Source organism: Dickeya sp. NCPPB 3274, from assembly GCF_000406205.1.
In the GTDB taxonomy this organism is placed as follows: Bacteria; Pseudomonadota; Gammaproteobacteria; order Enterobacterales; family Enterobacteriaceae; genus Dickeya; species Dickeya fangzhongdai.
The window spans coordinates 2,121,077-2,147,085 of record NZ_CM001979.1; the positions used below are offsets into that span (position 1 = coordinate 2,121,077).

Below are 26,009 nucleotides of genomic sequence, written 5' to 3' on the forward strand. Positions count from 1 at the left end.
CTTTTGAGCATCGGGCAGAGGCGTCACTTGGGGAGGCGATAACGCGTGGCAGGATAGGGATAAAGGGGTGAAAAACTGAACAGTTGTCATATGGGATGATTGTCTTAAACTCAGTAACGGGAGAAATTAAAGTGTAAGCAAGCGAAATGAGAAGGCGTGATCCTGATTGGTTTTATTCCGTTTAGATCAGGATTCTCTTGGTTTTTACCGTATTTTTTTGCTTTTACCGTATAATTTTAGCGACGTGAAAACCATTGAAGGCGTTATCGGTCATGGCTGACTAAATAGATCGTCGTCAACGCTGGCGTGTTGCTTTGATTTTTCAGTAATCATTCGTACCAGAAACATAAATGTTATTACTGACTTCTTCCCGATGATTTTTGTTGAGCCAGGCGCTTTTTTGTCATGGTGCGAAGCGGATGGCTGTGGCGATGGATGCGTCTGGCTACAGTCGGGGTCAACCAAACGCAGGTGGCTACTATCAAACATGTGCTTAACGCGCGATTAATTGTCCGGAGCCTGTTATGACTTTTTTAAGAAATATTACCGTCAGAAGAATGATGCTGGTGATTCTGGCACTGTTTACCGTTATCTGGGGTATCGCCTCTATTTACACACTGAACTCCTTCAGCAGCATGAACAACCTGCTGGATGACACGATAGATCAAAAGAAAAGTTATTCGAATCTGGTCAAAGGCAATGATCAGTATTTCCGCTCGGTAACGCGGATGATGCGGGTGGTGGATTACCGGCAGGCCGGCGATACCGACAATGCGCAGAAAACCCTGCTCTCGGCCACCACCGCACTGAAAAATAGCGAAGAGGCGCTGGCGCAGTTTAGAAGCAGCGGGCATGTCGGCGTGGATGAGGCGCTGGCGAAGCAGATGGTCGATGTCTGGAGTCGGCTGCTGCAAAACGGAATGGCGCCGATGCTGGCGGCGGTTAACGAAGGCCGGAACGATGATTTCCTGCAGCTTTATCGCAAACAGTATATGGCGCTGAGCGTGGAGTTTGGCGATGTGGCGAATAAATACGTCAATGCCATCCAGGCGGACAATACCATCACGGCGTTGAAGGAACACATCGCCTTCAATAAAAACGTGTTGCTGGTTGCGCTGATTATCGGCGTTATCGTGCTGTTCCTGAGCGACCGCTATCTGGTCAAGTATCTGGTGACGCCGATTGGTCAGATTAAACGTCACCTGGAGTTGCTGACCAGCGGTAAGCTCGGCGTGGAACTGAATGAATTCGGCCGCAACTGCGCCGGCCAGTTGATCCCCTATATCCGGGCGATGCAGCACAGTTTGAGCGATACCGTACAGACCATTCATACCAGCTCGTCGGTAATTCATACCGGCACCAGCGAAATTCGCCAGGGCAATGACGAGCTGTCGCGCCGTACCGACCAGCAGGCGGCGGCGTTGCAGCAAACCGCCGCCAGCATGGAAGAGCTGACTTCAACGGTGAAAAACAACGCCGACAACGTGCGTCAGGCGCGGCAGATTTCGGAAGAAGCGCAGCAGATGGCCCGGCAGGGCGGCGATATTACCGACAGCGTGGTGACCACCATGCAGAGTATTTCCGACAGTTCCCGCAAAATTGCCGATATTACCAATGTGATTAACGGCATCGCCTTTCAGACCAATATCCTGGCGCTGAACGCGGCGGTGGAAGCGGCGCGGGCCGGCGAGCAGGGGCGTGGCTTCGCGGTGGTGGCCGGGGAAGTGCGCAGTCTGGCGCAGCGCAGCGCGCAGGCCGCCAAAGAGATTGAAACGCTGATCAACGAATCGGTCGGCCGGGTGAATACCGGTTCTGGACTGGTGCGGGAAGCGGGCAGCGCCATGGAGGTGATTATCTCCTCGGTGTCGCGGGTGCATGACCTGATGGGCGAGATTTCGGCGGCGTCCGATGAGCAGAGCCGGGGCATTGCGCAAATCGGTCAGGCGGTAACGGAAATGGACGGCGTGACGCAGCAGAACGCGGCGCTGGTACAAGAAGCCACTACGGCGGCGGCGTCGCTGGAAGAGCAGGCGCAGAGTCTGTCGGCGGCGGTGGCGGCGTTCGATCTTGGCGACAAGCAGACCGTGTTTATTTCTCCTCGCGCCGCCGTGCCGGCGTTGAAACGACCGGCGCTGAAAGCCTCCCTGCCGGCCAGTTCGTCTCACGGTGACTGGGAAACGTTCTGACGCGTTTCGGACTTCCGTTTTATCGTCGAATGCACCGGCTTGCCGGTGCATTTTTTGATCATAACGTCGGCGGGGTGAACGCTGTATCGGCATTTTTTCCGGTACGGTTTTTAGGCGAATAGCCGGATGAGCCATCTCATTTTTTTCTATCCCTGCCTATACTTGCTGGTAATCAGAACGCACTTGACCAGATATTGATTCTCCTGCTTATAACCGCCGGTTGGCGTTACTTTTGCTTTTTCTATGCATGACATGTCTGCCGTTGGGGTGTGGCAACGTTAGCGTTCCGATATTTATGTATTGCCGTATTAAGGGGTGAAGGATGCTCTGCTAATCAGTGAATCGTGGAAAAACGTCAAATAACGATCTGGAGTTAACTATGACTTTTCTAAGAAATATCAGCATAAGAGTGATGATGTTATTTATTATGGGGTTTTTCGTGGTTCTATGGGGAGGGGCATCCGGATTCAGCCTTTATTCCTTAAAACAGGTCACTACGTTATTGCACGACAGTTCGACTCAGGGGCGGACCTATACTTATCTGGTTTATGGTAATGATCAATATTTCCGCTCGGTCACTCGTATGGCGCGAGTTCTGGATTATTCGCAGTTTAACGATGTCGAGAATGCTAAAAAAACGCTGGATTCGGCACAGATAGCGATCAATAACACGAAAAACGCGCTGGAAAAGTTTAAAGCGGCCGACCAGGTAGGTGTAGATAAAGCGCTGGTGGATAATATGGTTACGACCTGGTCAGCATTGATCAGTAATGGTATTGAACCCATGTATCGGGCGTTGCAAAGCAATAATCTGGATGAGTTCCGCCGTATTTTCCGCACAGTCTATCCGCCAGCCAGTGTGGCGTTTGGCGAAGTGGCGCAGAAATATGCCGGCGTGGCGACCAACTCGGATTATATTGATACGGTTAATGCTCATAATAACTGGACTCGAAATGTATTGATTCTGGCGCTGGTTATTAGCGTGGCGATTTTCCTGGTCAGCGAACGCTACCTGACCGTGTATTTGGTTAATCCGATTGCGGTGATCAAGGCACACCTTGGAAAACTGATCGCTGGCCGGCTCGATCAGCATCTGGCCGAGTTTGGCCGCAACTGCGCCGGGCGTATTATCCCTGATATCAAACAATTGCAGCACAGCCTGAAGGATACCGTGGCGTTGATCAGCAGTACCGCCGAAGCGATTTATCAGGGGGCGACCGAAATCAGGCAAGGCAATAACGATTTATCCAGTCGTACCGAGCAGCAGGCGTCCGCGCTGCAGGAAACCGCCGCCAGCATGGAACAGCTTAGCTCCACCGTGCAGCACAACGCTGAAAACGTACATCAGGCAACCAAGTTGGCGCATGAAGCCACCGATGCGGCGAAGCAGGGCGGGAAAATTACCGATAACGTGGTGGAAACCATGGACAGTATTACCGCCAGTTCCCGCAAAATTGCCGATATTACCTCGGTCATCAACGGCATTGCCTTTCAGACTAATATCCTGGCGCTAAATGCCGCGGTGGAAGCCGCACGAGCCGGCGAGCAGGGGCGGGGATTCGCGGTGGTGGCGGGGGAAGTGCGTAGTCTGGCGCAGCGTAGCGCGCAGGCGGCCAAAGAGATCGAGGGGCTGATTGCGGAATCGGTATCCCGGGTGGATATCGGCTCATCGCAGGTCAAACAGGCGGGGGAGGCGATGGGCACGATTATCACCGCCGTATCGCATGTCAGCGATCTGATTGGCGAGATAGCCTCGGCATCGGATGAACAGAGCCGGGGGATTGCGCAAATCGGGCAGGCCGTCAACGAAATGGACGGCGTAACCCAGCAGAATGCCACGCTGGTGCAACAGGCGATGGCGGCGATTTCCTCGCTGGAAGAACAGGCGCGACAGCTGACGCAGGCGGTAGAAGTGTTCCACCTCGGCACTGAACACAAGACTGCAGCCGGGCGCGCGCCAAACCCGGCGGATAACATGGCGCTAAAGCGCCCGGCGCTCAGGGGAACGACGCCGGCTTTGCCGCCTGCCCGTAAGGCCAACGAGCAGGATAACTGGGAAAAATTCTGATCCTGTCCGATCGCCCGCCGTGTTCGTGGTAACGGATACGGCGGGCGTGGTGTTTGTCGTGGTAAGCGCCGTGGCAAGTTGAAGTCTTTTCATCAGCCATGACACACAATCACTGGATAATCTTCAGGCACTCCATTAGAGTTGTGGCCGGCGTTGGCCCTGGGCAACGTCAGACTGAGAGACACCTGCTGGAGAAAAACATGTCGGCTGTATTAACAAAAGAAGCGGCCCTGGTTCACGAGGCGCTGTTGGCGCGTGGCCTGGAAACCCCACTGCGCGGCAAGATGCTGGAGAGTGAAACCCGTAAGCGCCTCATCGCTGAGCACATGACGGAAATCATGAACCTGCTGAATCTCGATCTGGAAGACGATAGTCTGGCGGAAACTCCTCACCGCATCGCCAAAATGTACGTGGAAGAGATCTTTTCCGGTCTGGATTACGCCAATTTCCCGAAAATCACCATTATCGAAAACAAGATGAAAGTGGACGAAATGGTGACGGTACGTGATATCACCCTGACCAGCACCTGCGAACACCACTTTGTGACTATCGACGGCAAAGCCACGGTGGCGTACATCCCGAAAGAGGGCGTGATTGGGCTGTCCAAAATCAACCGTATCGTGCAGTTTTTCTCCCAGCGCCCACAAGTGCAGGAGCGTCTGACCCAGCAGATTCTGGTGGCGTTGCAGACGCTGCTCGGTACCAACAACGTGGCGGTGTCGATTGACGCGGTGCACTACTGCGTCAAAGCGCGCGGTATTCGCGACGCCACCAGCGCCACCACCACCACGTCGCTGGGCGGCCTGTTCAAGTCCAGTCAGAATACCCGGCAGGAATTCCTGCGCGCGGTACGTCATCATCACAACTGATCGTCCCGGTCGGTTGTCCTCCGGCGGCCGGTGTCGGCCGCCATAAAATCATGGGCATTTGCCGTGGCAGTCACTACAATTCGCTGATACTTCCCTGTATTTGCTAAAAGCCATGTCGCCACCGCCTCATTCTTCATCCCGTATTCCTATGTTGGACTTCGCCCGTGGTCTGGCGATGCTCGGCATTCTGTTAATGAATATTATCTCGTTCGGTCTGCCGCACGCGGCCTACCTCAACCCGGCGTGGCAAGGGCCGCCTTCCGCCGCGGATGCCTGGACGTGGGCGCTGATGGATATGGTGGCGCAGGGGAAATTTCTCACCCTGTTTGCCCTGCTGTTTGGCGCTGGGTTGCAGCTGTTGTTAAAACGCGGCAAGCGTTGGATCCATGCGCGATTGTTCTGGCTGATGGTGTTCGGTCTGTTGCACAGCATTTTTATGTGGGATGGCGACATCTTGCTGGACTATGGCCTGATCGGACTGGTGTGCTACGGCCTGTTGCGGCACGCCGACAGCACCCGCATGTTGCTGCGTACCGGCGTGGTGCTGTACCTGATGGGGCTGGCGATGCTGGTGGTGCTGAGTCAGGTGCTAAGCCCGGACGGCGGCAGTTTCTGGCAGCCGGGGCCGGCCGAGGTCACCTATGAAGCCTGGTGGCTGGCGCAAGGCGGGCCGGAAGCCTGGCGTAATCGACTGTCGTTGCTGAATGAAAGCCTGTTGTCGCTGGGCATCCAGTATGGCTGGCTGCTGGCTGGGTCGATGCTGATGGGGGCGGCGCTGATGCGCAGCGGCTGGCTACGGGGGCAGTTTAGCCAGCGGCATTATCGCCGCGTCGCGCTATGGCTGCTGCCGTTGGCGTTGCTGATTGATGGGTTGGGCGTCGCCGTGCAGTGGCAACTGCAATGGGACTACCGCTGGTGTGGTTTGCTGTTGCAAATCCCGCGGGAAGTGGGCGCGCCGCTGCAGGCGATTGCGTATCTGGCGCTGTGCTACGGCTTCTGGCCGACGCTGGCGAACTGGCGGCTGACTCGCTGGATTGTCGATGTCGGGCGTATGGCGTTAAGCAGCTATCTGTTGCAGACCCTGATTTGTACCGCGCTGTTCAACCGCCTCGGCTGGTTCATGCAGTTGGATCGCTGGCAGCTATTGCTGGTGGTGCCGCCGGTATGGCTATGCAATTTGCTGGCGGCGCGTATCTGGTTGGGCGCTTTCCGGCAAGGGCCGCTAGAGGGCGTATGGCGCTGGCTGACGGCCTGGGTTGCCGGACCGGTTTCAGCGCAATCCGCGCACGAACCCTGATCAGCGGGATGCCGGCGGCGACGGTTTCTGCCGCAGCGGCGGCTCCACGCGCGAATCCAGGTCGTTCATGAATTCAGGCGGCACCGCCGGGTAACTGGGCTCGTCATCCGAAATCTTGTACTCGGATGGAATCGGCACCTGCGGCCCCAGAAAGCGGGGTTCGCGCTTGAGAATGTAGAGATCGAACAACGTACCCAACCGGGCGCCGAACTCCCGCATACGTACCTGCCAGATATCCTTGGGCGACGGCACCGCGAAGCACTGCGCCTGAATACCTTTGTGCAGCGCGATAAATAGCGCACGCTCGCAGTGGAATCGTTGGGTAATAATGGTGAAATCGTTGGTATCGAACACTTTGCGGGTGCGCACGATGGAGTCCAGCGTACGGAATCCGGCATAGTCCAGCACAATATTGGTGGGAGGAACCCCGGCGGCGATCAGGTCGCGCCGCATGGTCATGGGTTCGTTATAACTTTGCTGGGCATTGTCGCCGCTCAGCAGCAGGTAGCTGACCTTGCCGCTGTTGTAGGCATTGAGCGCGCCCTGAATCCGGAACAGATAATACTGGTTGATGACGCCGGCGCGATAATACTTGGCGGTGCCTAACACTACCCCGACCTGACGCGGCGGCAGATCCTGCACATCCTCGTAAATGTAGGGCGCGGTGCGCCAGCTGATACAGCGGTCAAGCAGAAAAGCGCCGCAGGCCATCACCAGAATGGCGGTGAAAAGACCAAATATCAGGCGTTTCCACATGCTGCTGCCTTCGTCCGCATGGAGTAGATAGTCATGAGGCAAGGCTACTTGAGGCGCTGGAACGACGCAAGGCGAACTGTCCGGAAGCGATAAACGTTGCTGGTTTTTTGGTCAGAATGACGGGGTGGAAAGCACCAGCCGGGTTATCAACCCGACTGGTTTGGACGGGATCAGACCAGGCTGCCCCACAGGTCGTATTCGTCGGCGTGTTCGATTTTCACGGTAACCAGGTCGCCCACTTTGACCCGTTTTTCGCCGTTCAGATAGACCGCGCCGTCGATCTCCGGCGCATCCGCCATGCTGCGGCCGATAGCGCCTTCTTCGTCGACTTCATCGATCAGCACTTTCAGTTCGCGGCCCACTTTGGCTTGCAGACGCTGGCTGGAAATCTGTTGTTGTATCTGCATGAAACGGTGATAACGCTCTTCTTTCACCGCTTCCGGCACCTGATCCGGCAGGTCGTTTGCCGTCGCGCCTTCTACCGGGCTGTAACGGAAGCAGCCCACGCGATCCAACTGCGCTTCCTGCAGGAAGTCCAGCAGCATCTGGAAATCTTCTTCGGTTTCGCCGGGGAAGCCGACAATAAAGGTTGAACGCAGCGTCAACTCCGGGCAAATCTCACGCCAGCGCTTGATGCGTTCCAGCGTTCGCTCCACCGCACCAGGGCGCTTCATCAGCTTGAGGATTTTCGGGCTGGCATGCTGCAGCGGAATATCCAGATACGGCAGCACCTTGCCGGCCGCCATCAGCGGAATGATGTCGTCCACGTGCGGGTAGGGATACACATAGTGCAGGCGCACCCACAGCCCCAGCGTCGCCAGTTGCTCGCACAGGCTGGCCATGCTGGTTTTCACCGGCTGTCCGTTCCAGAACCCGGTGCGGTGTTTGACGTCGGCGCCATAGGCGGACGTGTCCTGGGAGATGACCAGCAGTTCCTTCACGCCGGCATCCGCCAGCCGTTTGGCTTCATCCAGCACTGAACCGATCGGACGGCTGTCCAGGTCGCCGCGCATCGACGGAATGATGCAGAAAGTGCAACGGTGATCGCAGCCTTCGGAAATTTTCAGATAGGCGTAGTGGCGCGGCGTCAGTTTCACACCCTGCGCCGGGATCAGGCTGGTGAACGGGTCGTGTTCCGGTTTGGGAACGTAGTGGTGCACATGGTTAAGCACCTGCTCGTAGCTGTGCGGGCCGGTGATTTCCAGCACTTTGGGGTGCACTTCGCGGATCTGATTCTCTTTCGCACCCAGACAGCCGGTCACAATCACCTTGCCGTTTTCGTTGAGCGCTTCGCCAATCGCTTCCAGCGATTCCTGCACCGCGCTGTCGATGAAACCGCAGGTATTGACGATCACCAGATCGGCGTCATTGTAACTTGGCACCACCTGATACCCTTCGGTACGCAGTTCGGTCAGGATGCGCTCAGAGTCCACCAGGTTTTTCGGGCAACCGAGGCTGACAAAGCCAATCTTGCGGGACAGGTCTTTGCCGGCGCCACCGGAGTGATCGCTCAGGGCTTTTTGCGGTGCCGACAGCGTGGTGGTCTGGGATGGATCGAAGGTGTTAACAGTCATAGCGTCTCATACATCGGGTTGGGGCGGAAAAATGCGGCGGATTATACCTGAATCATCGTCAGGAAACAGTCCCGTATGATTATAAAACAATCAGCGAGAACCGGCTGCAGACGGCTGGCGCGGTTTGGTGGAACAGGGTGCAAATTTGAGTAAATTTTACCTGGCGGTCTGGTTCAACATGCTATTAGTTTTTACATTCTGTGTCGTTCGTGTGTTACATGTGGTGATTTCATCGCCATGACCCACAACAGGGAGAACCTGCATGTTTTTTCCCCGCGTTCGTTTTCTTACCCTGCCGCTGCTGGCGGTAGGCTGGCTGTTTTCCATGAGTCTGTTTGCCGCGCCGACAGTCACGGTGCTGCAGGATAATCTTGATCATCCGTGGTCGCTGGCGTTTTTGCCGGACGATCAGGGATTGTTGCTGACGGAACGCTCCGGCCAGTTGCGGTACTGGCAGGCTGGAAAAGGGTTGTCGGCGCCGCTCGACGGCGTTCCGGCGGTGTTTGCCCGTTCGCAGGGCGGTTTGCTGGATGTGATGCTGTCGCCGAATTTTCGGCTGGATCGCCGCGTATACCTGAGTTATGCCGAATCGGGGCCGGAAGGGCTGGCGGGAACGGCGGTAGGATTTGGCGTTCTATCGGATGATATGCGGCGGTTGAACAATTTCACCGTGATTTTCCGGCAACTGCCGAAGCGCTCGACCGGCGCCCATTTTGGCGGACGTATGGCGTTTGACCGGCAGGGGTACCTGTTTATCGCACTGGGCGAAAATCAGCAGCGTATGTTGGCTCAGGATCTGGGCAGTTTGCAGGGCAAGCTGGTGCGACTCACCCCGGAGGGCGAGGTACCGGCTGATAACCCGTTTGCTAACCACTCGGGCGCCAGACCGGAAATCTGGTCCTACGGATTGCGCAATCCGCAGGGGCTGGCCCTGAATCCGTGGTCCGGCGATATCTGGGAAAGCGAACATGGGCCACGAGGCGGTGACGAGGTGAATATTCCCCGGCCGGGCGAAAATTACGGCTGGCCGCTGGCGACGTACGGCATCGATTATTCGGGGCAAAAAATTCCTGAATTTCGGGGAACGGAAGTGGCCGGCGCCGCCAACCCGGTTTACTACTGGAAAGTGTCGCCGGCCATCAGCGGGATGGCGTTTTACAACAGCGGCCGTTTCCCGGCCTGGCGTCACTCGTTATTCATCGGCGCGCTGGCGGGCACCAGCCTGATCCGGCTGTCGCTGGAAGGGGATCGGGTGGTTGCGGAAGAGCGTCTGCTGGCGGATCGGGGAGAGCGTATCCGCGATGTGCGGGTGGGGCCGGATGGCTATCTTTATGTGCTGACCGATCAGGATAACGGCAAGTTGCTGAAAGTCGGGCTGGCGGAGTGACGACATCCGGTGTAACGGAGCGCCCGCGTCGGGCGCTCCAGCAAGATTAAGTCAGCGGCAACATCACGGTCTGACGGAATGCGTCCCGTTCAGTCAGTTGCTGATACCAGCGTTCCAGATGCGGGCGAGGCTGGCGGCTAATCGGCAGGTTGAACCAGCTATAAGCGATGCACCCTAACGGAATGTCGCCAATGCCGAATTCATCGCCGGAAAGCCAGCGCTGCTTCGCCAGTACCGCATCGGCGATAGCAAACAATTTTTCGCAGCCGACGATGCCGGTTTCGACATCCTGCATATTGCGTTTTTCCGGCGCGGTACGCACCAGGTTGATAAAGACCTGTTTGTAAGGCTCGGTGAACCCCGCGGCCCAGTCCAGCCATTTATCGATGCCGGCCTGGGTCTTCGGGTCGGTATGCCAGAAGCGGCCCTGACCATATTGCGTGGCCAGATAACGCACGATGGCATGCGATTCCCACAGCACCAGATCGTCATCCTGCAGGCAAGGCACCAGCCCGTTGGGGTTCATGGACAGATAGTCCGGGTCGCGGTTGCGGCCGAATTGCCCGCCCGCCGGCACCAGTTCATACGCCAAGCCGAGTTCTGCCGCACACCAGCGCGCCTTCTTCACATTGGTCGAATTTTCACGACCCCAGATTATCAGCATCACATCACTCCTTCCCGTTGGTTTTGTTACGCAATGAAGCCGGCGGTTATCGCGCCGCCTGACGCTCATGCTAGTGCTTTAAATAACGCTGCTGTCACTATACCCATACCCGCGGTGGGATGTAACCGCTTCTGAGGTGGCGATTTATTCGTCATTCGGTGCAACAGACAGACAGGAAATATTGATATAGCTTTTTTCTATTTACCAATCAGGCTGATATTTCCAATAATAACCGCTATTTATTAGCAGACGGGATAACTATTACATGGCATTAACCCAACCCATTAACCCATTACACGACATTAACCCATTCGATTCGCGCCGTGCTGACGGTTGCGCTTTTGGCTTCTGGAACCTCGCTGGCGTTAGCGCAGAGCGACCCGCACACCATCGTATTCGGCGTGGCGCCAGGGCCATACGGGGATATGGTTAATCAGGCCATCAAGCCGGAGCTGACCAAAAAAGGCTACAACGTGGTGGTGCGTGAATTCAGCGACTATGTACAGCCCAATCTGGCGTTGTCTAACGGCAGCATCGACGCCAACCTGTTCCAGCATACGCTGTATCTGGAGAAATTCTCCGCCGACAAAGGGCTGAAACTCACCCGCCTGATCACGGTGCCGACCGCCAGTATGGGGTTCTACTCCCGTAAAATCACCTTGCTGGATCAATTGAAGAAAGGCGATGTGATCACCCTGTCCAACGACCCGACCAATTTGGCGCGCGGTCTGCGTTTTCTGCAATCGTTGGGGTTGATCACCATCAAACCGAATATCGATCCGACCAAAGCGTCGGAAAAAGATATTCAGGATAACCCGCGCGGGCTGGTGTTCAAGCCGCTGGAGGCCGCGCAACTGCCGCGTACGCTGGATAGCGTGACCGCGTCGCTGGTGAACGGCAACTTTGCCATCGCCGCCGGGCTGAAGCTTTCTTCCGCGTTGAAGCTGGAAACGCTGGATGAAAACCTGAAAAACGTGATTGCGGTGCGTACCGATGATCTGGACAAGCCGTTTGTGAAAGAGATTAAAGCGGTGGTGGAATCCCCAGCGTATGCCGCGGTGATTAACGACCCGGCCACGATGTTCAGCCAGTTCCAGCGTCCTGACTGGATGACGGCGCAAACGCCGGCGCCGGCCAAATAATAATCACCTGAAGCCGATGGTGTTTAAGGTATGGCGCCATCGGCAGTACGCCGATTCAGCACAAGGATCGCGTAGTATCAGCATGAGCCGGTCTTCGACCGGCTTTCTGTTTTTTTTCCATTGGGTATCAGGAGTCATGCGGATAATGATTCAGTTAGAAAATATCTGCGTAGAATTTCCTCAGGGAAAAGGCGCGGGCGCGCGGGCGGTGGATGACGTCAGCCTGCACATTCGTCAAGGCGAAGTCTACGGGATTGTCGGGGCCAGCGGGGCGGGAAAGAGTACGCTGCTGCGCACCATTAATCTGTTGCAACGCCCGGTTTCGGGCCAGGTGCGGGTCAATGGCGTGCAGGTCAGCGACCTGAGCGGTCAGGCGCTGCGTACCGAGCGTCAGAAGATTGGCATGATTTTTCAGCATTTTAATTTGATGCAGACGCGCACCGTGGCGCAGAACGTGGCATTCAGCCTGCGCGCCGCCGGTAAACCGACGCAGGTTATCGATCAGCGGGTCCCGGAAATTCTGGCGCTGGTCGGGCTGGCGGATAAAGCCGGCGCTTATCCGTCGCAGTTGAGCGGCGGTCAAAAACAGCGTGTGGGCATCGCCCGCGCCATCGCCAATCACCCGGAAGTGCTGCTCTGTGATGAGCCGACGTCGGCATTGGATCTGGAAACGTCAGCGGCGATTCTGGATTTGCTGAAAGAGATTAATCAGAAGCTGGGCATCACCATTGTGTTGATCTCCCACGAAATGAGCGTGATCAAGGCGATTTGCGATCGGGTGGCGGTGATGACCGGCGGTCGTGTAGTGGAAGAGGGCGATGTGTTCGATATTTTCGCCACGCCGCAACATGCGTTTACCCGGCAGTTGGTGTCGCACACCCTCAACCTGGAACTGCCGACGCGCCTGAAGGAAGAGCTGCGCGGCACGTTGCTGAAAATCCTGTTCATCGGCGAGTCGGCCGAGCAACCGGTGCTGTCGGATGTCGCGACCCGCTATGGCGTATCGGTCAATATCCTGCACGGCAAAATCGAGTATATCGGTCATCGGGCGTTAGGCATTCTGGTCGCGCTGCTGACCCATCCCAACGACGATCGGGTTGTAGCGGACGCGGTGAAACACATTCAACAACGCACGGCTCAGGTGGAGGTGCTGCATGGCTGAGTTGCTGGCCGATCTGTTCAATGCCTTTGGCGAGACCTTCCAGATGGTAGGCATTTCGACGCTGTTTGCTTTGCTGGGCGGGTTGCCGCTTGGGTTCCTGATCTATGTCACCGATCGTCATCTGTTCTGGGAAAACCGGTTTCTCTATCTGTTCGGTACGGTGCTGGTGAATATCATCCGTTCGATTCCGTTCGTCATTTTGCTGGTATTGCTGCTGCCGTTGACCCAGTTCCTGCTGGGGAACACCATCGGCCCGGTAGCGGCGGCGGTGCCGATGTCGGTGGCGGCGATCGCGTTCTATGCGCGTCTGGTCGACAGCGCTCTGCGTGACGTGGATCCGGGGATTGTCGAAGCGGCGGAAGCGTTTGGCGCCAGTCCGTTGCGTATCATCTGCACGGTGCTGCTGCCCGAGGCGCGCGCCGGGTTGCTGCGAGGGTTGACCATTACGCTGGTCAGTCTGATTGGTTACTCCGCGATGGCCGGGATTGTCGGCGGCGGCGGCGTGGGCGATCTGGCGATTCGTTTCGGTTATTACCGCTATGAAACCCAGGTGATGGTGATTACCGTGATTGCGCTGGTTATCCTGGTACAGATCGTACAAACGTTGGGTGATTGGCTGGCAAAACGCGCTGACAAGCGCGAACGTCGCCGATAATTAAATATTTTTTGATAATTTACTTAGTGATCAAGCCGCTGATATTGGTTCAGCGGCTTGGTGAATAAGTGTCTTGTTATGCGAAGAACGATATTATTCTTTCCGCTACCTGCTTTGCGGCTTTCCTGTTTTCGAGGTCAAGGAAGTGACCCGCCTCAGGAATCGTACTGAATTCGCAGATCCTGATATATTTTTCCATTTTCTTGATATCGTCGGCGGTGGTGTACTCGTCATTTTCGCCATTCAGAAAAAGTACCTCAGCGTTAATATCTTTGAACATTTCGATATAATGCTCTTCCTTGAGCGTGAGAACCTGGTCGATATGAAAATTGACCTGCTGGAATGCAAATTCGCTCATGGAGGAGATATGTTTCAGATTAATATGTTTCAATAAAGGCGGCAGGAATTTACCTACTTCATTATTGAGCAGCTCTGCCGCGCTTTCGAATTCCTTCGAGTGAATATAATGCCTGGCGCGTTGGATATAATCTCGCATTTTATCGTTAAGATGCGCTGAAAATGACGCGATCACGGCTTTCTTGATCTGTTTTGGCTTGTTTGATAAGGCAAGCATTGAGGACAGGCCGCCCCACGAGATCGACAGGATATGGTCCGGCTCAAGCGTATCGATGAGATGAAGCAGGATATTGACCTCATCGCTTTTGGTGATGACTCTATCCAGCGTGTTGTGAGGCAGGGATTCACCAATAAACGGCAAATCAAAAAGAATTATATTAAACCTGCTGGACAGGTTTTTGACGGTATTTTTGAATGCTGCGGTTGTCGATAGTGCTCCGTTAACCATAATGATGGTTTCATGTGCAGGATCGGAAATATGCTTTTCAACATATATTTTCCATGAGTCATATATGACAATGCATTTTTCTATGGACATGATAAATTCCCTTTTGTTTGCCCGGCCAAGGCATGGCGCTATCGCTAGAGCGTTTTTAGTTGTGAGATTTAACCGAATTAATAATTCTCCCTCTGAAAAAATCTGAAGGAAAACCGTTTCTATCCTTGTTGTTAATATATTGACATCGTTAATTTATCACATTATTTAGGATGAGATAAATGCCGCTTAATTTATTCGCAGTATTAAGCTTTCCAAAAAGAAATAATGGATTAAAAATGTTGACCTAAGCGGTATGCAAAGATGATTTGATAATTAATTTTAATGATTTCGATAGATGTGTGGGCGGGAGCGTGCTGTGGTGGCGTAAACAAGGGCATTATCGCCTGTTGGTAGTGAATTTGACTGTGTCCTCGGGCGGATTCTGCTGATTTTTTATTTTCTTTGACGAACTTTACAGAGTGAACGATTTTATTCTCAGGTATGCCGGGCTACCTTAGTACAGGTTGGACTGGGTAAACCGATTGATCCTCTTCACTTTTAACAATTTATGGGCAGCGCGCATGAAGATAATGACACCTCTCATTTCCTGGGGACGCGTAGTCGTGGTGGCCGCCACGGTGCTGATGACGGTTTCGCCGGTACTTCGGGCTGAGCAGACGCCGCCTCCGCCGCAAATTGAGGCCAAAGCCTTTATTCTGATCGATTACGCCAGCGGGCGAGTGCTGGCGGAGTCGAATGCCGATGTCAGGCTGGATCCCGCCAGCCTGACTAAAATCATGTCCAGCTATGTGATTGGTCAGGCCATCAAGGTGGGGAAGATCACGCCGGAAGATAAAGTCACCGTTGGGAAAGACGCCTGGGCTACCGGTAATCCGGCGCTGCGCGGGTCGTCGTTGATGTTCCTCAAGCCGGGTGACCAGATTCCGGTGTCCGATCTTAATAAAGGTATGGTGATTCAGTCCGGCAACGATGCCAGCATCGCGCTGGCGGATTATGTCGCCGGCAGCCAGGATGCGTTCGTCAACCTGATGAACCAGTACGCCGCCACCCTCGGGCTGGCGAATACCCATTTTCTCACGGTTCATGGCCTGGATACGCCCGGGCAGTACAGCACGGCCCGCGACATGGCGCGCCTGACTCAGGCGTTGATCCGCGATGTGCCGGGCGAATACGCGCTGCACAGCGAAAAAGAATTTACGTTCAATAATATCCGCCAGCCAAACCGCAACCGCCTGCTGTGGAACAGCAATCTGCGCGTGGATGGCGTGAAAACCGGTTATACCGGCGGGGCGGGCCACAGTCTGGTGGCGTCCGCCGTCGATGGCGACATGCGGCTGATTTCGGTCGTGCTGGGCGCGCCGTCCGATGCGGTACGCTTCCGGGAGAGTGAAAAACTGTTGACCTGGGGGTTCCGCTTCTTTGAAACCGTGACGCCGGTGCGCAGCGATACGCCGTTCACCACGTCGCGAGTGTGGTTCGGCACCGAAAAACAGGCCAGACTGAGCGTCGCGCAGGACGCCGCGCTGACCGTGCCGAAAGGGCAGATGAAAAACCTGAAGGCCAGTTTCACGCTGGCGCAGCCGCAGTTGCAGGCGCCGTTGAAGAAAGGACAGGTGGTCGGAACCATTGATTTCCAACTGGATGGCAACAGTATCGGCCAGCGCCCGTTGGTGGTGATGGAGGATATACCGGAAGCCGGCTTCTTGAGCCGCCTGTGGGACAGAGTGCTGATGACGCTGTCAGGCTGGTTATTCGGTTAACCGGCCTGAAACGGCGAGCAGATGGCCCGGTCGGGTCATCTGCCGGAGGTAAGAACGTCAGCCTCAGGGCGTCAGCAGTCGAATGTTGTTGGCTTTGAGATAGTGTATGCAGTCAGCGTCCGGCGTGCGGTTGGTAATGACCGTATCAAATAAGGTCAGCGCGCCGATGCGTGCGGGCTTGCGTTTGCCGAATTTGCTGCCGTCCGCCACCAGAATCACGCGCTGGGATAACGCCATGGCGCGGTGTTTCATCGCCAGCTCGGCGAAGTTAAAACAGGTGGCGCCTGCCTCCGGGTCGATTCCTCCCGCCGAGATAAACGCTTTGGTCGGGCAGATCTGATCCAGTTCATGCTGACGCCCCAGCGGAGTAAAAATGGCGTTGTCAGGATGAAACTCCCCACCGCACAGGATCACCCGGCCGTTCGGTTTGCCCTGCAGCGCCAGAAACGTATTGAGCGAATAGCAAATGCCGGTAAACGGCAGGTCATCCGGAATGGCGGCAATGATGAAAGGGATGGTGGTGCCGCAGTCAAAAAACACGGTATCGTTCGGTTCGATGCAGGCGGCGGCCAGTTCGCCCACGATGCTTTTTTCCACCACGTGCTTGGTCTGCTGATCGGAGACAAAATAACTGGTGGCGCCGTTGGTTTTTAGATCACAAACCACGTAGCCGCCCAGCAGCACCACCGACGCCTCCGGTTGGGCGTTCAGATCGCGTCGGACGGTCATCTCTGAGACGCCGAGCAGTTGCGCCGCATCTTTCAGGTGCAGCTTATCGGCCTTTTTTAAAGCCTGAGCCAGTTTGTTGAGCCGTGCTGCGCGACGCGTTTCCATGTTTTTCCTCGATATGCCCGGTCAGACGTGCTCCGATGCAGGATCTTCACCATGCACTACGCCATCCTTCATGGCAATTGCCTGAATCGGGATACGTGATAGGGATGAAAGTGAAATGCACCGGGGACGGTTAACCGCAGGCAATGTGCGCTGACTGCTCAGCAGATGGGGCATTAATATAACCTTCATGAAAGCTGGGGCGCAAATCCATCATGAAAATGTTATAACGCACCGGACCTTATTAGATCGGCTAATTAACGTAAATAAACTAATGGGTAATTCGCGTGACGCTGGTAGATAACAGCAGAGGGAAACCATAAAAAAGAAAATGCCCGTCGCTCTTGAACCTAACCGGCGTGAACGACGGGCTCCTCAATTCAGGGATATCAAAGAAAAGCAGTGGCATTCATTCAGACTTTACCTCTGGAAAAAAGTTCTGCGTTTTTCGAAAAAAAATTGACGTTGATTTACAAAGTGACTCAACCGGGCAGTTGCGGCCAGATAATCACAATCAACGACCCGGCCAGCGTCAGCAATACGTTGGCGATGGCATAAGTACCGGCGTAGCCCAATGCCGGGATATTACTGCGGGCGGCGTCGCTGATGATTTCCATCGCCGGGGCACAGGTGCGTGCGCCCATAATGGCGCCGAACAGCAGCGCCCGGTTCATGCGCAGCACATAGGCGCCAAACAGAAAGCAGATCACCACCGGCAACAGGCTGACGATAAGCCCGGACAACACCATCTGGATGCCTACGTCGCCGAAGCTGTGGTTGATGGTGCTACCGGCGCTGAGCCCGACGCCGGCCATGAAGACCATCAGGCCGAACTCTTTCACCATATTCAGCGCACCCTGCGGGATGTAACCGAACGTCGGGTGGTTGGCGCGCAGAAAACCGAGCATGATGCCGGAAAACAACAAGCCTGCCGCATTGCCGATGCCGAAGGAAAAATTGCGGAACTGGAAGGTGATTAACCCCACCATGATGCCGATGATGAAAAAGGCGCAGAAGGCCAGCAGGTCGGTAACCTGGCTATGAATGGAAATAAACCCGATGCGGTCAGCGATGCTTTTTACCCGGCGGGCATCGCCGCTGACCTGCAAAACGTCCCCTTTGTTCAGCACCACGCCGTCGTCGATCGGCATTTCAATCTGGCTACGGACGATGCGGTTAAGGAAGCAACCGTGGTCGGTCAGTTTCAATTGACTCAAGCGTTTGCCCACGGCGTTGTGGTTTTTCACCACGATTTCCTCGGTCACGATCCGCATATCCAGCAGGTCGCGCTCAAACACTTCCTTGCCGTCGCGGAAATTGGGGTTGAGGCGGGCGTGAGCGTCCGGATACCCCACCAGCGCGATTTCATCGCCTAATTGCAGCACGGCGTCGCCATCCGGCGTCGCCAGAATGCCATTGCGACGGATGCGCTCAATGTAGCAACCGGTCTGACGATAAATGCCCAGTTCGCGCAGGTTTTTGCCGTCAGCCCAGGCCACCAGCTCCGGCCCGACTCGGTAGGCGCGAATGATCGGCAGGTAGATCTTGCGCTGACTGTCGGCGTCCAGCCCACGTTCGCGGGCAATCTGCTGGGCGCTGGTCGGCAGATCCTGATGTTGCAGTTTGGGCAGGTAACGGGCGCCGAAAATCAGACTGACCAGACCGATCAGGTAGGTCAGCGCGTAGCCCAGACTCAGTTGCTCCTGCGTCATCGCTAACTGTGGCCCGAGGCTGATGGTGTTGCGCAGCGTATCACCGGCGCCCACCAGCACCGGCGTCGATGTCATCGCGCCTGCCAACATGCCGGCGGTCAGGCCGATTCCCCAGCCGAATACCTTGCCCAGCACCAGAGCGATCAGCAATGCGCTGCTGACCATGACCAGTGCCAGCATCAGGTAATTCTTGCCGTCGCGAAAAAAAATCGAGAAGAAGTTGGGGCCGGCTTCCACGCCGACGCAGAAAATAAACAGCATAAAACCGAGGTTGAGCGCGTCGGTGTTGATGGCGAAATGCTGCTGCCCGAGCAACAGCGATACCACCAGAACGCCAATGGAATTGCCGAGTTGAACCGAACCGAGCCGCAATTTTCCCAGACAAAGACCTAAACAGAGAACCACGAACAGCAGCAGAATGTAATTCCCGTTTAACAAATCAGCGACGTTTATATTCATGGAATGTAACTTGTTGTTTACTGGTAAATTATTGATATAAAAAATAATTTAGACTAAATTTACCCCATTACAGGGGTTCCGGCCATGTCTGGACGACAACATGATGATAAGAAAGGCTTGGCCCCGTTACTCATTATCCGGCAATGCCCCGAAACAGCGGCGGCACCGTCTGGTATGGCAACGCCATTTTAGTGATTTCTCCAGCGGACAACCAGCTGATGATGCTGATAAATCATCTCATCGCTGGCTTTTCGTCCCATTAGGGATACCTGCCGCGGCATGATCGATGTGGGCGACGATCGTCGCTCGTCATGCGTGGCTTCAGTCTATTTCGGGGGAGGCTCACATGACAGGCAACAACAGAGGTTGGTTAGGCGTGGTCAGCTGTTTTGTCTTGTTTACGCTGGTGTTTCTAAGTCAGAAAATGCGAATCGTCGGCACGTCGCTGGAAGACGGTTTTCGGGGCGACCCCGGAATGCTGCTGTTTTTGCTGCCGGGAATAGTATCGAGCTACCTGTCGCGCAACCGACGATTGCATTATCCCCTGATGGGGGCGTTGGTGGCGATGCCGATCTGCCTGCTGGTGCTGCAACTGTGGCAGTTTTCCAGCCTGTCGTTCTGGCAGGAGCTGGCTTATGTCAGCAGCGCGGTATTTTGGTGCCTGATGGGAGGGCTGGTGTTTCTGTTCTTGCGAGCGGTCAGCCGGCACTATTTCCACTAAGGCTGTTTCAGCCAGAAGGTTTTCGCCAGAGATGCGTTACCCAGCGCCATATAGCCGCGAGGCGACGTGCTAGCCCGTATGGCAGAAAAACAAAAAAGGCGCCGTGGCGCCTTTTTTTGCCGGTAACCGGGATTACTGGAACAGGTTTTCTCTGGCGTAGGCTTCGAAGTCGGTGCAGCCGCCAATGTGTTTTTCGTCCAGGAAAATCTGCGGGACGGTTTCCACCGGTTTACCTACCGTTTTGGACAAGTCGTCTTTAGTGATGCCTTCTGCGTGAATGTCAACGTAACGGTAATTGAAATCGTCACGCTCTTCGGTCAGTTTCTCAGCCAGCTCTTTGGCGCGGACACAATAAGGACAGCCGGGGCGACCGAAAATAACAGCGTACATGTGAACTCCTTACGTTCTAATTTTGTCTGGGTTTCCCTGTAATCAGGGAGATACCCATGTTGTAAACGGTTGCTAGTCAACCGCGTTACTATTTAGTGTAGCCAACGGCGTTACTATGCCTGCAATCAGGGTCGATCTGAAGCAGTCATTGCCTGTCATAACGATTAGCGTCATCTATTGCAACCGCGTTCGACGCCAGATATAGCCTAAAATCGCCGGTGGCATTGGTCTGTCTGACGGTCTGACATATACTTGCCACTTAATGCCGAAAGGTAGGTTGCATCCAGGTTGTTCCTGTTCGTGATGCGTGACGGCTGTGGTGAACCCGCCTCCGCTTGTCGGCGCGAAATCAGTACAGGACGCTGTCGATGGTCGTTTTATCAACAGAACGGCGACGCCGGATGGCAGCACGCCGGTACCGCGCTTGTCTGCCTGCGTTGCGCGCCGGAAAGCGCAGCCGGCGTTGTGTCATCTCAACATTGTGTTTCAGGGATATTCAACGTGACGCCAACCATTTCACTGTTACGCCAACACCGCTCCATCCGATCGTTTACCGACCAGCCGCTCAGCGATGAGCAGCGCAATGCCATCATTGCGGCCGCGCAGAGCGCGTCCACCTCCAGTTTCCTGCAATGCAGTTCGATTATTCGTATTACCGAGCCCGTATTACGCTCGCATCTGGTGCATCTGACCGGCGAACAGCCCTGGGTCGGGCAGGCGGCGGAGTTCTGGGTGTTCTGCGCCGATTTTCATCGTCATCAGCAGATTTATCCGCAAGCTGAACTGGGGCTGGCGGAACAGTTGTTGCTCGGCTGCGTCGATACCGCGCTGATGGGGCAGAATGCGCTGGTGGCGGCCGAATCGCTCGGATTGGGCGGCGTCTTTATTGGCGGCGTGCGCAACCAGATCGCCGAAGTAACCCGGTTGCTGGCGTTGCCGCAACAGGTATTGCCGCTGTTTGGGCTGTGTCTGGGGTATCCGGCCGCGCAGCCCGATCTCAAACCGCGTCTGCCGGCGGCGCTGGTGGTGCATGAAAACCGCTACCAGCCGCTGGATCACGCCGTGCTGGCGGAATATGACCAGCATATCGTCGAGTATTATCGTCACCGCGACAGCAATCAGCGAATGGAAAGCTGGAGCGACCAAATCCGACGCACCCTGAGCAAGGAACGTCGTCCGTTCATGCTGGACTACCTGCGACAGCAGGGCTGGGCCACCCGATAGCACCGGAGCGCTATGAAAATCGCTATTCTGTCACAGGACGGTTCTCTCTATTCCTGCAAGCGGCTATGCGAAGCGGCGGAGGAGCGACAGCACAGCATCGAGGTGATCAATCCGCTGTCGTGCTATATGAACATTAATTCGGCCGCGCCGTCTGTTCATTATCGGGGGCGCCAGTTGGACCATTATGACGCGGTTATTCCGCGTATCGGCGCCGCGATTACCTTCTACGGCACGGCCGTGTTGCGCCAGTTTGAGATGCTGGGCAGCGTCGTGCTGAATAACGCTATGTCGGTGATTCGCGCCCGCGACAAACTGCATTCGCTGCAATTGCTGGCCCGTCAGGGCATCGATTTGCCGATTACCGGCTTTGCGCACTCGCCGGACGATACCGCCGACCTGATCAAGATGGTCGGCGGTGCGCCGCTGGTGGTGAAACTGGTGGAGGGCACGCAGGGCATCGGCGTGGTGCTGGCGGAAACCCATCAGGCGGCGGAAAGCGTCATTGATGCCTTTCGCGGCCTCAATGCCCACATTCTGGTACAGGAATATGTACGTGAAGCTCACGGCAAGGATATTCGCTGTCTGGTGGTCGGCGAACGGGTAGTGGCGGCGATCGAACGACAGGCCAAACCGGGTGATTTTCGCTCCAACCTGCATCGGGGCGGGTCAGCCAGCCGGGTGCGGATCACGCCGCAGGAGCGCGCAATTGCGGTCAAGGCCGCAAAAACATTGGGACTCAATGTGGCGGGTGTTGATATACTGCGGTCGGCGCGTGGGCCTCTGGTCATGGAGGTCAACGCCTCGCCCGGGCTGGAAGGCATTGAAACCGCCACCGGGCTGGATATCGCAGGGATGATGATCGAATACATTGAACACCATCACCGTGCGGCATCCCGTCCAGTCAGAGCAGGGTGAATGCCCGGCGCGGACGCAGTCTTTTGGGCGCGCAGGCGCGTGCCGTCGTGGTCAGTCAGCGATGAGGATTGGCCCTCTATTCCTGGGTTAGGCATTGCGTAGGTCAGGGTTTTTTATCATCCATGAAATATGAGGCGGTCAGATGGATTCAATCATCGTCCCTGATTTGAATTTGCTTCGGCGGTGGCTGGATCAACTGGGCATCATTTACTTCGAGTGCGACTCTTGTCAGGCTTTGCATCTGCCGCACATGCAGAATTTTGACGGCGTGTTCGACGCCAAGGTCGATATGGCCGACAGCGTCATCCTGTTCTCCGCACTGGCGGAGGTGAAACCGACCGCATTGATTCCGCTGGTGGGCAACCTGAGCCAGATCAATGCCAGCTCATTGACTGCCAAGGCGTTTCTCGATATTCAGGACGACAACCTGCCTAAATTGATCGTCTGCCAGACATTCAGCGCCGGCGCCGGCATCACGCTGGAGCAGTTCCGCCATTTCATGCAGCAGGCTGAGGAGCAGATCTCTATGGTGATCATGGAAGCCAGCGCCAATAATCTGCTGTTTTTGGGAGATGAGGAAGAGAGCCCTGCTGAGCGTTTTAACACCTCAAGTCTGCACTGATTGCGTTATGTATCAATAGCCGACCATCAGCTTTTCTTATTTTTTAAAACCGCATTTAATGCGGTTTTTTGTTGTCTAAACCAGATGTTTTTCTGCGTTTATCGTTTCAGGACGCAGCACATAGATAAATTGTGAATAAATAATCGATAAAACCTGTTTTTTGTGTTCCGGTATGGTACGGGCGTAACAGTGCGGTTATGCTTTATTTCTGTATGGTTCAGGTAATAACGTCGCGGTTGGTTGTGTGTTAACGATGAAAAAAGCGGGTGCATAGCCATTCATCGCGCCGTCACTCTGAGCCCGGAGAAACAAAGAGCGGTGTGGTTTCCGGGCGCCGTACATTCACCCCCTATATTTACCCCCTGGTATGGAGGAAGGAACGGATGTTCACCCAACGTAAAAAATGGCTTTCGGGTGTTTTAGCCGGCTTAATGATGGCCGCGTCCGTCACCGCATCTGCGGAAGAGAAAACGCTGCACGTCTATAACTGGTCTGATTATATCGCGCCGGACACGCTGGAAAATTTCCAGAAAGAGAGCGGTATTAAAGTCGTGTATGACGTGTTTGACTCCAACGAAGTGCTGGAAGGCAAACTGATGGCCGGCAGCACGGGGTTCGACCTGGTGGTGCCTTCCGCCAGCTTCCTGGGGCGCCAGATCAGCGCCGGTGTCTTCCAGCCGCTGGATAAGAGCAAGCTGCCGAACTACAAAAACCTTGATCCCGAGCTGATGAAGCTGATCGAGGAACACGATCCGGGCCATAAATATGCGGTGCCGTATCTGTGGGCCACCACCGGTATTGGCTACAACGTGGATAAGGTAAAAGCGGTACTGGGCAAAGATGCGCCGGTCAACAGCTGGGATCTGGTGTTGAAACCGGAAAACCTGGAAAAGTTGAAGAGCTGCGGCGTCTCCTTCCTCGACGCACCGGCTGAAATTTATGCCACGGTACTCAACTACCAGGGCAAAAACCCGAACAGCACCAATGAGTCCGATTACACCAAAGACGCGACCGACCTGCTGTTGAAACTGCGTCCGAGCATCCGCTATTTCCACTCGTCGCAGTACATCAACGATCTGGCCAATGGCGATATTTGCGTGGCTATCGGCTGGGCCGGCGACGTCATGCAGGCGGCCAACCGTGCGAAAGAAGCGAAAAACGGCGTGAACATCACCTACAGCATTCCGAAGGAAGGGGCGCTGGCGTTCTTTGACGTGTTCGCGATTCCGAAAGACGCCAAAAACCTGGATTCAGCCTATCAGTTCCTTAACTACCTGCTGAAACCGGAGGTGATTGCCAACGTCAGTAACCATGTGTATTACGCCAACCCCAACAAGGAAGCGACCGCGCTGGTGAAAGACGAAGTACGTAACAACCCGAACATTTATCCGCCTGCGGATATTCGTGCCAAGCTGTTTACGCTCAAGGTGCAGTCACCGAAAATCGATCGCGTGATTACGCGTTCGTGGACCAAGGTGAAAAGCGGGAAATAACCGCCACCCTTGATTCTACTTCATGCAACAGGCGGCTCAACCCCGCCTGTTTGTGCTATTTGTATTTGTGTCGCAGTCATGTGGCTGCGACTTTGTTCTGCTTCTGCCGGAGAGCAATATTAAGTGAACGAAGCGATTCCCCGCCCCCAGCCAAAGCCTCAGAAAGCGGCCACGCCGTTGCTGGAAGTGCGCAACCTGACGAAATCCTATGACGGCCAGTTCGCGGTTGATGATGTCAGCCTGACCATCTATAAAGGCGAGATTTTTGCCCTGCTGGGCGCCTCGGGGTGTGGTAAATCCACGCTGCTGCGCATGCTGGCGGGTTTTGAACAGCCTACCCAGGGGCAGATTGTGCTGGACGGGCAGGACCTGTCTCTGGTGCCGCCTTACCAGCGCCCGATCAATATGATGTTTCAGTCTTACGCGCTGTTCCCGCACATGACGGTGGAGAAGAATATCGCCTTTGGCCTGAAACAGGACAAGCTGTCGCGCGGCGAAATCAAAGATCGCGTGGAAGAGATGCTGACGCTGGTGCACATGCAGGAATTCGCCGGACGCAAACCGCATCAGCTTTCCGGCGGGCAGCGTCAACGCGTGGCGCTGGCGCGCAGTCTGGCCAAGCGTCCCAAACTGCTGTTGCTGGACGAACCGATGGGCGCGCTGGATAAAAAACTGCGTGACCGTATGCAACTGGAAGTGGTCGACATTCTGGAGCGGGTAGGGGTGACCTGCGTGATGGTGACGCACGATCAGGAAGAAGCCATGACCATGGCGGGCCGTATCGCCATCATGAACCGCGGTAAATTCGTACAGATTGGCGAGCCGGAAGAGATCTACGAAAACCCGAACAGCCGGTTTAGCGCCGAGTTCATCGGGTCGGTCAATATGTTCGAAGGATTGCTGAAAGAGCGTCAGGACGATGCGCTGATTGTGCAGAGTCCGGGGCTGGTACATCCGCTGAAGGTCAACTCCGATGTCTCGGTGGTGGACGGCGTGCCGGTGTATATCGCGCTGCGTCCGGAAAAAATCATGCTGTGCGACGAGGTGCCGGCCGACGGCTGCAACTTCGCCGTAGGCGAAGTGGTGCACATCGCTTATCTGGGCGATCTCTCTATTTACCATGTCCGGCTGAACAGCGGTCAGATCATCAGCGCCCAATTGCAAAACGCCGACCGGTTCCGCAAAGGCTCGCCTACCTGGGGGGATGAAGTCCGCCTGTGTTGGGATGCGGACAGCTGTGTGGTGTTGACGGTATAACGGGGGAAG

The 26,009-nt window shown here is 55.4% G+C and carries 22 protein-coding genes; 15 read left to right on the plus strand and 7 right to left on the minus strand.

Annotated features, from left to right (window positions below; genetic code table 11):
- Nucleotides 1–524: 524 nt before the first annotated feature.
- From DXX3274_RS09715 to yeiB, 4 genes are all read left to right on the plus strand, one after another.
- Nucleotides 525–2,186: a methyl-accepting chemotaxis protein gene (locus DXX3274_RS09715; RefSeq protein ID WP_042859620.1), complete on the plus strand. Its 1,662-nt coding sequence runs from the start codon at nucleotides 525–527 to the stop codon at nucleotides 2,184–2,186.
- A gap of 379 nt (nucleotides 2,187–2,565) precedes the next feature.
- Nucleotides 2,566–4,254, plus strand: a complete 1,689-nt coding sequence (locus tag DXX3274_RS09720) for a methyl-accepting chemotaxis protein (protein ID WP_042859621.1) — start codon at nucleotides 2,566–2,568, stop codon at nucleotides 4,252–4,254.
- A 200-nt stretch (nucleotides 4,255–4,454) separates the two neighbouring features.
- Nucleotides 4,455–5,123 carry a GTP cyclohydrolase I FolE gene (gene folE / locus DXX3274_RS09725; protein WP_038659451.1) on the plus strand — a complete coding sequence of 223 codons (669 nt, stop codon included), beginning with the start codon at nucleotides 4,455–4,457 and terminating at the stop codon, nucleotides 5,121–5,123.
- Nucleotides 5,124–5,271: 148 nt separating this feature from the next.
- A complete protein-coding gene (yeiB, locus tag DXX3274_RS09730) occupies nucleotides 5,272–6,420 on the plus strand; it encodes a DUF418 domain-containing protein YeiB (protein WP_193747066.1) in 1,149 nt (382 codons plus the stop codon).
- Here the strand turns inward: yeiB and sanA are convergent, their stop codons facing one another.
- Together sanA and rimO are read right to left on the minus strand one after the other, a co-directional pair.
- Nucleotides 6,421–7,176 carry an outer membrane permeability protein SanA gene (sanA, locus tag DXX3274_RS09735; RefSeq protein WP_038918829.1) on the minus strand — a complete coding sequence of 252 codons (756 nt, stop codon included), beginning with the start codon at nucleotides 7,174–7,176 and terminating at the stop codon, nucleotides 6,421–6,423.
- A 170-nt stretch (nucleotides 7,177–7,346) separates the two neighbouring features.
- Complete coding sequence (gene rimO, locus DXX3274_RS09740; RefSeq protein WP_193747067.1) at nucleotides 7,347–8,750, minus strand: 30S ribosomal protein S12 methylthiotransferase RimO; 1,404 nt, start codon at nucleotides 8,748–8,750, stop codon at nucleotides 7,347–7,349.
- Nucleotides 8,751–9,012: 262 nt separating this feature from the next.
- On the opposite strand from rimO, the gene DXX3274_RS09745 reads away from it, so the two are divergent.
- Complete coding sequence (locus DXX3274_RS09745; protein ID WP_042859623.1) at nucleotides 9,013–10,137, plus strand: PQQ-dependent sugar dehydrogenase; 1,125 nt, start codon at nucleotides 9,013–9,015, stop codon at nucleotides 10,135–10,137.
- 46 nt (nucleotides 10,138–10,183) lie between these two features.
- Here the strand turns inward: DXX3274_RS09745 and DXX3274_RS09750 are convergent, their stop codons facing one another.
- Entirely contained in the window at nucleotides 10,184–10,801 is a 618-nt protein-coding gene (locus DXX3274_RS09750; protein WP_042859624.1) for a glutathione S-transferase family protein, read from the minus strand.
- 341 nt (nucleotides 10,802–11,142) lie between these two features.
- Here DXX3274_RS09750 and DXX3274_RS09755 point away from each other — a divergent pair, with 341 nt between their 5' ends.
- From DXX3274_RS09755 to DXX3274_RS09765, 3 genes are all read left to right on the plus strand, one after another.
- On the plus strand, nucleotides 11,143–11,943 hold the full coding sequence (locus DXX3274_RS09755) for a MetQ/NlpA family ABC transporter substrate-binding protein (RefSeq protein ID WP_238556104.1): 801 nt from the start codon (nucleotides 11,143–11,145) through the stop codon (nucleotides 11,941–11,943).
- Nucleotides 11,944–12,088: 145 nt separating this feature from the next.
- Nucleotides 12,089–13,105: a methionine ABC transporter ATP-binding protein gene (locus DXX3274_RS09760; protein ID WP_042859626.1), complete on the plus strand. Its 1,017-nt coding sequence runs from the start codon at nucleotides 12,089–12,091 to the stop codon at nucleotides 13,103–13,105.
- Nucleotides 13,098–13,760, plus strand: a complete 663-nt coding sequence (locus DXX3274_RS09765; protein ID WP_038659430.1) for a methionine ABC transporter permease — start codon at nucleotides 13,098–13,100, stop codon at nucleotides 13,758–13,760. Before DXX3274_RS09760 ends, DXX3274_RS09765 begins: the two co-directional genes overlap by 8 nt.
- A 76-nt stretch (nucleotides 13,761–13,836) precedes the next feature.
- On the opposite strand, the gene DXX3274_RS09770 is transcribed toward DXX3274_RS09765, so the two are convergent.
- Nucleotides 13,837–14,655: an alpha/beta fold hydrolase gene (locus DXX3274_RS09770; protein ID WP_042859627.1), complete on the minus strand. Its 819-nt coding sequence runs from the start codon at nucleotides 14,653–14,655 to the stop codon at nucleotides 13,837–13,839.
- 521 nt (nucleotides 14,656–15,176) lie between these two features.
- On the opposite strand from DXX3274_RS09770, the gene DXX3274_RS09775 reads away from it, so the two are divergent.
- Nucleotides 15,177–16,376 carry a serine hydrolase gene (locus DXX3274_RS09775; RefSeq protein ID WP_042859628.1) on the plus strand — a complete coding sequence of 400 codons (1,200 nt, stop codon included), beginning with the start codon at nucleotides 15,177–15,179 and terminating at the stop codon, nucleotides 16,374–16,376.
- Between the two features lie 63 nt (nucleotides 16,377–16,439).
- Here the strand turns inward: DXX3274_RS09775 and deoR are convergent, their stop codons facing one another.
- Together deoR and DXX3274_RS09785 are read right to left on the minus strand one after the other, a co-directional pair.
- Entirely contained in the window at nucleotides 16,440–17,210 is a 771-nt protein-coding gene (deoR, locus tag DXX3274_RS09780) for a DNA-binding transcriptional repressor DeoR (RefSeq protein ID WP_042859629.1), read from the minus strand.
- Between the two features lie 479 nt (nucleotides 17,211–17,689).
- Nucleotides 17,690–19,378 carry an aspartate:alanine antiporter gene (locus tag DXX3274_RS09785; RefSeq protein ID WP_039693329.1) on the minus strand — a complete coding sequence of 563 codons (1,689 nt, stop codon included), beginning with the start codon at nucleotides 19,376–19,378 and terminating at the stop codon, nucleotides 17,690–17,692.
- 346 nt (nucleotides 19,379–19,724) lie between these two features.
- On the opposite strand from DXX3274_RS09785, the gene DXX3274_RS09795 reads away from it, so the two are divergent.
- Entirely contained in the window at nucleotides 19,725–20,099 is a 375-nt protein-coding gene (locus DXX3274_RS09795; RefSeq protein ID WP_042859630.1) for an inner membrane protein YbjM, read from the plus strand.
- A 132-nt stretch (nucleotides 20,100–20,231) separates the two neighbouring features.
- On the opposite strand, the gene DXX3274_RS09800 is transcribed toward DXX3274_RS09795, so the two are convergent.
- Nucleotides 20,232–20,489, minus strand: coding sequence for a GrxA family glutaredoxin (locus DXX3274_RS09800; RefSeq protein ID WP_042859631.1), 258 nt, complete (start codon nucleotides 20,487–20,489; stop codon nucleotides 20,232–20,234).
- A 501-nt stretch (nucleotides 20,490–20,990) separates the two neighbouring features.
- Between DXX3274_RS09800 and nfsA the strand changes: the two genes are divergently transcribed.
- From nfsA to potG, 5 genes are all read left to right on the plus strand, one after another.
- The gene (gene nfsA, locus DXX3274_RS09810; RefSeq protein WP_042859633.1) at nucleotides 20,991–21,713 is read left to right on the plus strand and encodes an oxygen-insensitive NADPH nitroreductase; all 723 of its coding nucleotides are present in this window, start codon (nucleotides 20,991–20,993) and stop codon (nucleotides 21,711–21,713) included.
- A gap of 12 nt (nucleotides 21,714–21,725) precedes the next feature.
- Complete coding sequence (rimK, locus tag DXX3274_RS09815) at nucleotides 21,726–22,628, plus strand: 30S ribosomal protein S6--L-glutamate ligase (protein ID WP_042859635.1); 903 nt, start codon at nucleotides 21,726–21,728, stop codon at nucleotides 22,626–22,628.
- A 142-nt stretch (nucleotides 22,629–22,770) separates the two neighbouring features.
- The gene (locus tag DXX3274_RS09820) at nucleotides 22,771–23,250 is read left to right on the plus strand and encodes a YbjN domain-containing protein (RefSeq protein ID WP_033568365.1); all 480 of its coding nucleotides are present in this window, start codon (nucleotides 22,771–22,773) and stop codon (nucleotides 23,248–23,250) included.
- 383 nt (nucleotides 23,251–23,633) lie between these two features.
- Nucleotides 23,634–24,743, plus strand: a complete 1,110-nt coding sequence (gene potF / locus DXX3274_RS09825; protein WP_042859636.1) for a spermidine/putrescine ABC transporter substrate-binding protein PotF — start codon at nucleotides 23,634–23,636, stop codon at nucleotides 24,741–24,743.
- Between the two features lie 123 nt (nucleotides 24,744–24,866).
- The gene (gene potG / locus DXX3274_RS09830; RefSeq protein WP_039693334.1) at nucleotides 24,867–26,000 is read left to right on the plus strand and encodes a putrescine ABC transporter ATP-binding subunit PotG; all 1,134 of its coding nucleotides are present in this window, start codon (nucleotides 24,867–24,869) and stop codon (nucleotides 25,998–26,000) included.
- Nucleotides 26,001–26,009: the final 9 nt, after the last annotated feature.

What these genes read in the sequence shown, in the direction of transcription:
- DXX3274_RS09715 (WP_042859620.1), top strand. Translation starts at nt 525, where the DNA reads ATGACTTTTTTAAGAAATATTACCGTCAGAAGAATGATGCTGGTGATT.
- DXX3274_RS09720 (WP_042859621.1), top strand. Translation starts at nt 2,566, where the DNA reads ATGACTTTTCTAAGAAATATCAGCATAAGAGTGATGATGTTATTTATT.
- folE (WP_038659451.1), top strand. Translation starts at nt 4,455, where the DNA reads ATGTCGGCTGTATTAACAAAAGAAGCGGCCCTGGTTCACGAGGCGCTG.
- yeiB (WP_193747066.1), top strand. Translation starts at nt 5,272, where the DNA reads ATGTTGGACTTCGCCCGTGGTCTGGCGATGCTCGGCATTCTGTTAATG.
- sanA (WP_038918829.1), bottom strand. Translation starts at nt 7,176, where the DNA reads ATGTGGAAACGCCTGATATTTGGTCTTTTCACCGCCATTCTGGTGATG.
- rimO (WP_193747067.1), bottom strand. Translation starts at nt 8,750, where the DNA reads ATGACTGTTAACACCTTCGATCCATCCCAGACCACCACGCTGTCGGCA.
- DXX3274_RS09745 (WP_042859623.1), top strand. Translation starts at nt 9,013, where the DNA reads ATGTTTTTTCCCCGCGTTCGTTTTCTTACCCTGCCGCTGCTGGCGGTA.
- DXX3274_RS09750 (WP_042859624.1), bottom strand. Translation starts at nt 10,801, where the DNA reads ATGCTGATAATCTGGGGTCGTGAAAATTCGACCAATGTGAAGAAGGCG.
- DXX3274_RS09760 (WP_042859626.1), top strand. Translation starts at nt 12,089, where the DNA reads ATGATTCAGTTAGAAAATATCTGCGTAGAATTTCCTCAGGGAAAAGGC.
- DXX3274_RS09765 (WP_038659430.1), top strand. Translation starts at nt 13,098, where the DNA reads ATGGCTGAGTTGCTGGCCGATCTGTTCAATGCCTTTGGCGAGACCTTC.
- DXX3274_RS09770 (WP_042859627.1), bottom strand. Translation starts at nt 14,655, where the DNA reads ATGTCCATAGAAAAATGCATTGTCATATATGACTCATGGAAAATATAT.
- DXX3274_RS09775 (WP_042859628.1), top strand. Translation starts at nt 15,177, where the DNA reads ATGAAGATAATGACACCTCTCATTTCCTGGGGACGCGTAGTCGTGGTG.
- deoR (WP_042859629.1), bottom strand. Translation starts at nt 17,210, where the DNA reads ATGGAAACGCGTCGCGCAGCACGGCTCAACAAACTGGCTCAGGCTTTA.
- DXX3274_RS09785 (WP_039693329.1), bottom strand. Translation starts at nt 19,378, where the DNA reads ATGAATATAAACGTCGCTGATTTGTTAAACGGGAATTACATTCTGCTG.
- DXX3274_RS09795 (WP_042859630.1), top strand. Translation starts at nt 19,725, where the DNA reads ATGACAGGCAACAACAGAGGTTGGTTAGGCGTGGTCAGCTGTTTTGTC.
- DXX3274_RS09800 (WP_042859631.1), bottom strand. Translation starts at nt 20,489, where the DNA reads ATGTACGCTGTTATTTTCGGTCGCCCCGGCTGTCCTTATTGTGTCCGC.
- rimK (WP_042859635.1), top strand. Translation starts at nt 21,726, where the DNA reads ATGAAAATCGCTATTCTGTCACAGGACGGTTCTCTCTATTCCTGCAAG.
- DXX3274_RS09820 (WP_033568365.1), top strand. Translation starts at nt 22,771, where the DNA reads ATGGATTCAATCATCGTCCCTGATTTGAATTTGCTTCGGCGGTGGCTG.
- potF (WP_042859636.1), top strand. Translation starts at nt 23,634, where the DNA reads ATGTTCACCCAACGTAAAAAATGGCTTTCGGGTGTTTTAGCCGGCTTA.